This window comes from Kyrpidia sp., from assembly GCF_023512215.1.
Classification (GTDB): domain Bacteria; phylum Bacillota; class Bacilli; order Kyrpidiales; family Kyrpidiaceae; genus Kyrpidia; species Kyrpidia spormannii.
Genome location: NZ_JAILZZ010000081.1, coordinates 1 through 6566 on the forward strand (window position 1 = coordinate 1; position 6566 = coordinate 6566).

Consider the following 6566-nt stretch of genomic DNA (forward strand, 5'->3'; position numbering starts at 1 on the left):
GTTGCCCACTGGGTGATTCGAGACACTTGCCTGTCCAAGTCACTCCTCTGGTCGTGAGAGGACACCCGGGCATACACGACCGTCCGGCCATCTTTACGGCTCGGAGGGACATCCACCAGGATCGTGCCGGATTCGGTCTGACGGGCGGGTACAGGCAACTTGCCATCCTTCCACCAACGCCAAGCGGTCATGTAGGAGATTCCTTGTTGTCTAGCCCAATCGGAGAGTTTCATGAGACGATTGTACAACAGAAATATATGTTCGTCTATAGATGTTTATGAACTTCCAGGCTGTTGATCCCCCAACTCTTTTTGTATCTGCTTGTAGGACTGTTCGAAAATATATCGCCGAACGAAGCACTCGCGTTCAAGATCGGTCAGCGCCTGGTCCAGCACCTCGTACAGCCGTTCCTTGAGGGCCAGACGGATCAGCCTGGCCATCGCCTCATCTTCCGCCGACGGCACAGACCTCTGGGCCGTCCGGTCCGACACGGCTGTTTCCAGGCTCACGGCCTCCCGGAAAAACACGTGCTTGCCGCCGTACACTTTTCTGGCGACAAGGGTTTTCAGCCGGTTGTGCAGGAACATCTTCGCGAAGCCCTGGAACGGGCGCCCCGGCCGGTATTCTTTCACGGCGTTCCACAGTTCGATCCGCAAAACCTGAATCACTTCGTCCTCGGTATCGTTCGGGAGCCAGTATTTTGCGGCCAGCTTCTTCATGAGCGGTTGAAAGCGCGAGGCTAGTTCAGCAAATGCGTCCGGGTCTGTTTTGGCCTAACAGGCTAGCGCCGTGACACCGTCGTCCATAAAAAATCCCCCCTTCGCCTTATTGGCGGGGAGGGAGAAAAAAACGGCTTTTCGCCGTTTGAGGTGGGTTGAACCGTTCGATTATGGTCGATCATGTGAGTGTAAGGCTAATAGATTCAAGAGTTGGGATTAAGGGGAAAGCCTCCCTACCGTCGGCTTCTCCCCGCTTCCCCTGATCCTACCAACGGGTCGGTCAAGAGCTTTCACGGCATATTCTCGCCTCACTGTGGTATTCGACGATCTCTTGACCTCCCCCTCAAGGTCTCAAACTGCAAAGAGCCTTTTTAACCCTGTCCGCCCCAATAACTGCCTGGGGCTTTAAGGGAGCCCTTCTTTCTTTGGTCATACCGGGGTCAAACAGAATACTACCTGCCGGAAACGGCACCAGTCGCCGTGGGAGCCGGGGATCTGTCCCCGCGGTTGACCTCGTCCGACCCGTCCGTGCCCTGGGGCATTGCCGGATTCGCTCCGGGCACGACCGGTTTCAAGTGCAGGAATGCCCGAATCACTCCCAGTGCCAGAGGCAGAACACCGACGACAATAAAGACCGTATCCGGCACGATCCGTGCCCAGAGCAATGTGTAAACGAAGGGTTGGCGATAGAATGCCAGCTGACGGGCCGCCCAGAATCCCTGTTCCATCGTGGTTCGCAATTGCTCGACCCCGACCGGAAACAACGTCACCAACGCCATGCCGACAAGTCCAAGATTGAGTCCCCACGCTGCCCACTTGAACAATTTTTCCGGCCAAAACGCTCCCGGAACCAACCGGCGCAACGAAAACAACATGAGCGCGATGGCCAGCATCCCGTACACACCCATCATGGCGGTATGGCCATGGGTGGCCGTTAAGAACGAACCATGTTCGTAATAACTGACCACCGGCAGGTTGATCAGAAAACCGAAGACCCCTGCCCCGACCAGGTTCCAGACGGCCGTGGAAATCAAGAACCAGAAGGGCGCCTTATATGGAAAAACCCGGCCTCCGTCGCGAAGCATGCGGTACTGATCGTATGCTTCGGCAGCCAGCAGCGTCAGCGGCACCACCTCCAGGGCGGAGAAGCAAGCCCCCAGCCCCAGCCACATGGCCGGATCACCGATCCAATAATAATGGTGGCCGGTCCCGATCACGCCGCTTCCCATCAGGATCAAGATTTGAAAATACAGGGCCCGCACCGTGGAGGCCCGGGTCACCAGACCCATGGTCACCAACAGGAATCCGATGGCCACCACGGCAAACACTTCAAATACGCCTTCCACCCACAGGTGGATCACCCACCACCGCCAGTAGTCCGAGAAGGTAATGTGGGTTGTCGGATTCACCAAAAATGCGAAGATATAGAAACCAGGAATCGTCCACGCGCTGTAAAACAGCAGGTGCACGAGACCTCCCTTGTCCGTTTCCCGGCGCAGGCTATCCCGCAACCCCCGCCATACGATAAACAACCAGATGAGCAGCCCAGCGACCAGCAAAACCTGCCATACCCGTCCCATCTCTAAATAATTCCATCCCTGATTGCCGAACGTGAACCAGAACTTGCCCAGCAGCCCCTTGGCACCCAACCATTCCCCGGTAAAGCTGCCTGCCACCACGGCCACCAGAGCCCAGAACAGCACGTCCACCAGGATCCCTTGGCCTTTCGGCTCTCGACCACCGACGATCGGGGCGATGAAAAGACCCATGCCCAGCCAAGCCGTGGCGATCCAAAAGACGGCCGACTGTAAATGCCACGTTTTGGCAATATTGAAGGGAAGCCAATCAGCGATGGGCAGGCCGTAGAATCCGCTTCCCTCCACGTAATAATGAGCCATCAATCCACCCATCAGGACCTGAAAGAGAAACACCAGGCAGACAACGACAAAATATTTCCCGGTCTTTCTCTGGCTCACGGTGATCCCCTCCCTGTCCGGGCGGAGATCCGGGAACGAGGAGTCATAGGCACTCTGCATTTGCAATTTAAAATGGTTGTACACCCAGAGGATGATTGCCAGCATAAGAATGAGAAAAGCGACACTGGCCGCACTCCAGAACACGGCGTGGAATGTGTTCTCGTTCCCCGCTCCCGGCTCGTAGGGCCAGTTGTTGGTGTACGAATAGTCAAGCCCTGGACGGTTCACGGCGGAGAGCCACGCCGTCCAGAAGAAGTAGTCGGCCAAGCTGCGGATGTCCTCCGGGGACGCCTGGTTTAAACTTCCCGGCTGGAGTCCCCGGTCGGGATTGCCCAGGGTGAAAAGCTGGTTGTAATACGCTCGAACCTGATCCAAGGTCCGGCTTTGAGCCGGCGTGAGCGTCAGCGTGTCGGTTGCGGGATCGTAGCGGTTGACCCGAATCTCCGACTTCACCGCCTGGGACACCGCGGCCTGGCGGTCAGCAGTGAGCTTATCGTAAGAATTGCCGTACATCTCGTTCGCTTTCTCGTCCCTCATGGCGACAACCACCAAGTGCAGAGTCTCCGCCGTGAAATCGGGACCGAAAAAAGTGCCATTCCCCAGGATCGAACCGTAATCCATCAGGTCGTATTTTTGAAATACCTGTTGTCCATGAAGAAGATCTTGTTTCGACACCAGCGGTTGGTGATCCGTTCCGAGCATCGTGGGAATCGGTGCTTTTTCCTTATAAATCCAAAATCCTCCGGCCAACAGCACGGTGAAGCTGAGCAGGACGACGACTAATAGAATGTGTTTCCACAAGCCCGAGTCGCCGTGGTTTGACCTCCCCCGAAGAGCATCCACCTTAACCGCAGACATTGAACATCCCCCTTTCCTGCATAGCCGTATCTTGAGATGTATCGGGTCGGCCGACCGCAATCACACCGTAGCATGAAGCCCCACCCCCCCCCATGTGACAGTCGTCACATAAATGGCAGCGTTCACCAATTGTTCAAGGCTGCAGGTACACGAACGAACATATGATTCACACGGTTCGCCGGCAAAATAATCGCGAAAAAGCGTTGGGAGACGACACGATGGGCCCCGCCCCCATCCACCTCCTCGGAACTCCAAATCCGCCTTCCACTCTTTTGGCCATATTGTCAGTGAATTCGGATGACGGAACACGCGGTATCCCATTTAAGTTATCATCAACAAGCGGGTTTATGTATCCAACGTGGAACATAAAACCTCCTTGGTAGGAGGGAATCAATAAGAAAAGACTGCCAAGCAGAGTATCCCTTCACGATGAAAACCACTGTTAATTAACCCCGGCTTGGCGTTATTGCGCGTCCATATCGCGAGGCTCATACCTCCCATGATGCCCACAGTGAGCAAGGCCACCAGACTGGCGAGGGATGATAGGAGCAATTTGGTCGACATGCCGATATGATTAAATAATCCGAACACTATCCAATCCTCGCCGTCAAGACACCGTCAAGATGAGCCCCTGTTATTTCTATTTCACTTACGACGCAGTCACCGAGGCAAGAAGACTGGGATTAAAGGTTCGCTTGACTGTCGGGGAAGCATCCCGGACCTCCTGGAACACATTGAGACGGTGGCCCAAGCTGCATTGGCAGCAGGCGTGAATCGCATCAGTTTGGCGGATACGGTGGGCGTATGGGAGCCGCCAATTTGTCAGAAGTGGGTAGCCCGGGCCGTGCAGGAGTTGCGGTGACCGTTTGAAGTTCACTTACACAACGATCTGGGGCTTGCTGTCGCCAATGCCCTGTTTTCCATCGACGCCGGAGCGGTCGTGATTGACGTATCCATCATGGGAATGGGTGAGAGGGCCGGGATCGCGGATTTGATCCAGCTGTCGGTCGTCCTGCATACCTTGCATGGCGAACAGCGGTTTCCACTGCACAGGATCCCGGAATTGGGGCGAGCAGTTGGTCTTCTGACAGCGGTTCACCCCGACGCCCTGCGCCCCGTAGAGGGTCGCCATGCCTTTTATCGCGTTCACGGCGGACACCCCCGGGCAATGGATGTTCCACTGCGATATTCTCGACCACACTGTCCCCCAGTGAAGCGGCGGATGGATCGGCCCACCAAATGGCCTCTATGGGCGGTTCAATCACGTTCATCAACGTAATAAGTTACGCAGTTTATCGAAACCGGTGCCGACACCGGTGGCATACGGCGGACGGGAGCCGGGCATGAGGGGGATCATACTTTGCGGCGCTGGCGCCACCGGTGTACTACGACAGCCAAGAGAGGCACGGCAATCCCTGTGAATGTGAGGTATCCCCAACCCACATACATAACATATTCCAGAAACATTGATTCGTTCCGTATAAAAAAAATACTGCCCGCCCAGGCCAAAACCGCACCGCTCCATACAGCGGGCCGATAATGCCCTAGCCCAGTCCATTGGCTGATACCCGTTACTAAAGCATAGTGGATAAAAGAACACTGTAAAAAGATACCCACGACGACCCCCATCACGTAAAACGTATCCAATCGCTCCAGAAAATCGGCAATCCGAATCGTCCGCACCACCTCCAGGATGGGATAAAGAGAGTAAGCTGCGCTCGGGCCCAGTACCATGCAGATTGTAGGTTCCGCTACAAGCCCTGCTGACGTAATAATCAAAACCATGATTAAAAGATCTTTTCCCAACCGTTGTGGAACTGCCTCGCCCAGCTGCAGAACAAACAGCAACAGCCAAGCGTACATCCATACCACAATGCTGCCTCGCAGAATAGGCGTCCAGCCATCTGCTAAAACGGGGTGATAATGAGAAGGATCCGCATACTGCATGGAGAGTACCGATATAACCAGCGTAATACCCATCCCGATGGGCGTAATGGTCTCCCCCAATCTCCCAACTGCTTCCACACCTTGATATACTGCGTACGCAACGGGAATAAGGAACATCGCGTTCACAACATACTCCGGGGTCGAAGGCAGGACCGTGGTGGTCAGAAACAGGCCCACTTCGCGAAGAACGAAACATTCGACGACGAGCGTCATGATCAAAAACCACAAACTAGGGATCCTTCCCCACCACGGGCCGAAAGCTGTGTGACAGCCCTCAACCAGCGATTGTCCGGGAAACGTCTGTCGGAACCACGTAATCACCCCTGCCACGATTACCCCCTGAGGTATAAAAAGGAAAGGAACGATCCAAGCGTCTCGAACGGTGAATTGTCCAATGGCAAACGGCAATGTCAGAAACCCAGTACCCAGAAAGAGCCAAATGCTCAACATTACGAACTGTACGCGGGACAGTTGCTGTGTATGCATAGGCCCTCCAAGGATTTTCAATCTTTATCTTTTATGGCGGATCTTGTTCTGTCTGACCCGGCAGGGGCTTCGGTATACCCGCGCTCCTGGTCAAATCTACCGACTCCATGGTTTTTGGACGGTGGCGCATCTGCCACCACGGTGGCCTGGTAAATACATCTTTGATGTCGGGCCACATAAAGGGCGCAATCGGCGACAGGTACGGAACCCCAAAGGAACGCAGGGAAACCAGGTGAGTCCACAAGATGAGCACCGCGATAATGATCCCGTACAGACCAAGCACCCCGGCCATGATAGTCATGGGAAAACGCAAGATCCGCAGTGTAATGGCAATGTTGTAACTGGGTATGGTAAAAGAAGCAATCCCGGTCAGGGCCACGATGATCACCATCGCCGGCGACACGATTCCGGCGGCAACAGCCGCCTCACCGATCACCAGGGCCCCGACGATGCTCACCGATTGACCCACAGCTTTCGGCAGGCGAATCCCCGCCTCCCTCAGGGCCTCGAAGGTGATCTCCATGATCAGGGCCTCCACCACCGACGGGAAAGGAATTTGTTCGTGGGTTGACATCAGAGT

General features: G+C 55.2%; 5 protein-coding genes and 2 pseudogenes. 2 read left to right on the forward strand and 5 right to left on the reverse strand.

Features of this window, described 5'->3' with window-relative positions; all coding sequences use genetic code 11:
• From K6T64_RS15795 to K6T64_RS15805, 3 genes and pseudogenes are all read right to left on the reverse strand, one after another.
• Positions 1–191: IS607 family transposase (locus tag K6T64_RS15795; protein WP_483306157.1), on the reverse strand; the 191-nt coding region annotated here is incomplete at its 3' end.
• 84 nt (positions 192–275) lie between these two features.
• Positions 276–746, reverse strand: a pseudogene (locus K6T64_RS15800) (sigma-70 family RNA polymerase sigma factor); the annotation flags it as partial.
• Positions 747–1171: 425 nt separating this feature from the next.
• Positions 1172–3553, reverse strand: coding sequence for a nitric-oxide reductase large subunit (locus K6T64_RS15805; RefSeq protein WP_170099098.1), 2382 nt, complete (start codon positions 3551–3553; stop codon positions 1172–1174).
• Between the two features lie 922 nt (positions 3554–4475).
• Between K6T64_RS15805 and K6T64_RS16950 the strand changes: the two are divergent.
• Both K6T64_RS16950 and K6T64_RS16955 read left to right on the forward strand, forming a co-directional pair.
• Positions 4476–4571, forward strand: a pseudogene (locus tag K6T64_RS16950) (hypothetical protein); the annotation flags it as partial.
• A gap of 112 nt (positions 4572–4683) precedes the next feature.
• Complete coding sequence (locus K6T64_RS16955) at positions 4684–4767, forward strand: multicopper oxidase domain-containing protein (RefSeq protein WP_083780166.1); 84 nt, start codon at positions 4684–4686, stop codon at positions 4765–4767.
• Positions 4768–4906: 139 nt separating this feature from the next.
• On the opposite strand, the gene K6T64_RS15815 is transcribed toward K6T64_RS16955, so the two are convergent.
• Both K6T64_RS15815 and K6T64_RS15820 read right to left on the reverse strand, forming a co-directional pair.
• The gene (locus tag K6T64_RS15815) at positions 4907–5986 is read right to left on the reverse strand and encodes a GerAB/ArcD/ProY family transporter (protein WP_170099097.1); all 1080 of its coding nucleotides are present in this window, start codon (positions 5984–5986) and stop codon (positions 4907–4909) included.
• A 31-nt stretch (positions 5987–6017) separates the two neighbouring features.
• The coding region (locus K6T64_RS15820) for a spore germination protein (RefSeq protein ID WP_288011029.1) at positions 6018–6566 on the reverse strand (549 nt) is incomplete at its 5' end.

Bases quoted from the DNA above. Each gene is read 5' to 3' on its own strand.
- K6T64_RS15805 (WP_170099098.1), bottom strand. From the start codon at position 3,553: ATGTCTGCGGTTAAGGTGGATGCTCTTCGGGGGAGGTCAAACCACGGC.
- K6T64_RS16955 (WP_083780166.1), top strand. From the start codon at position 4,684: ATGCCTTTTATCGCGTTCACGGCGGACACCCCCGGGCAATGGATGTTC.
- K6T64_RS15815 (WP_170099097.1), bottom strand. From the start codon at position 5,986: ATGCATACACAGCAACTGTCCCGCGTACAGTTCGTAATGTTGAGCATT.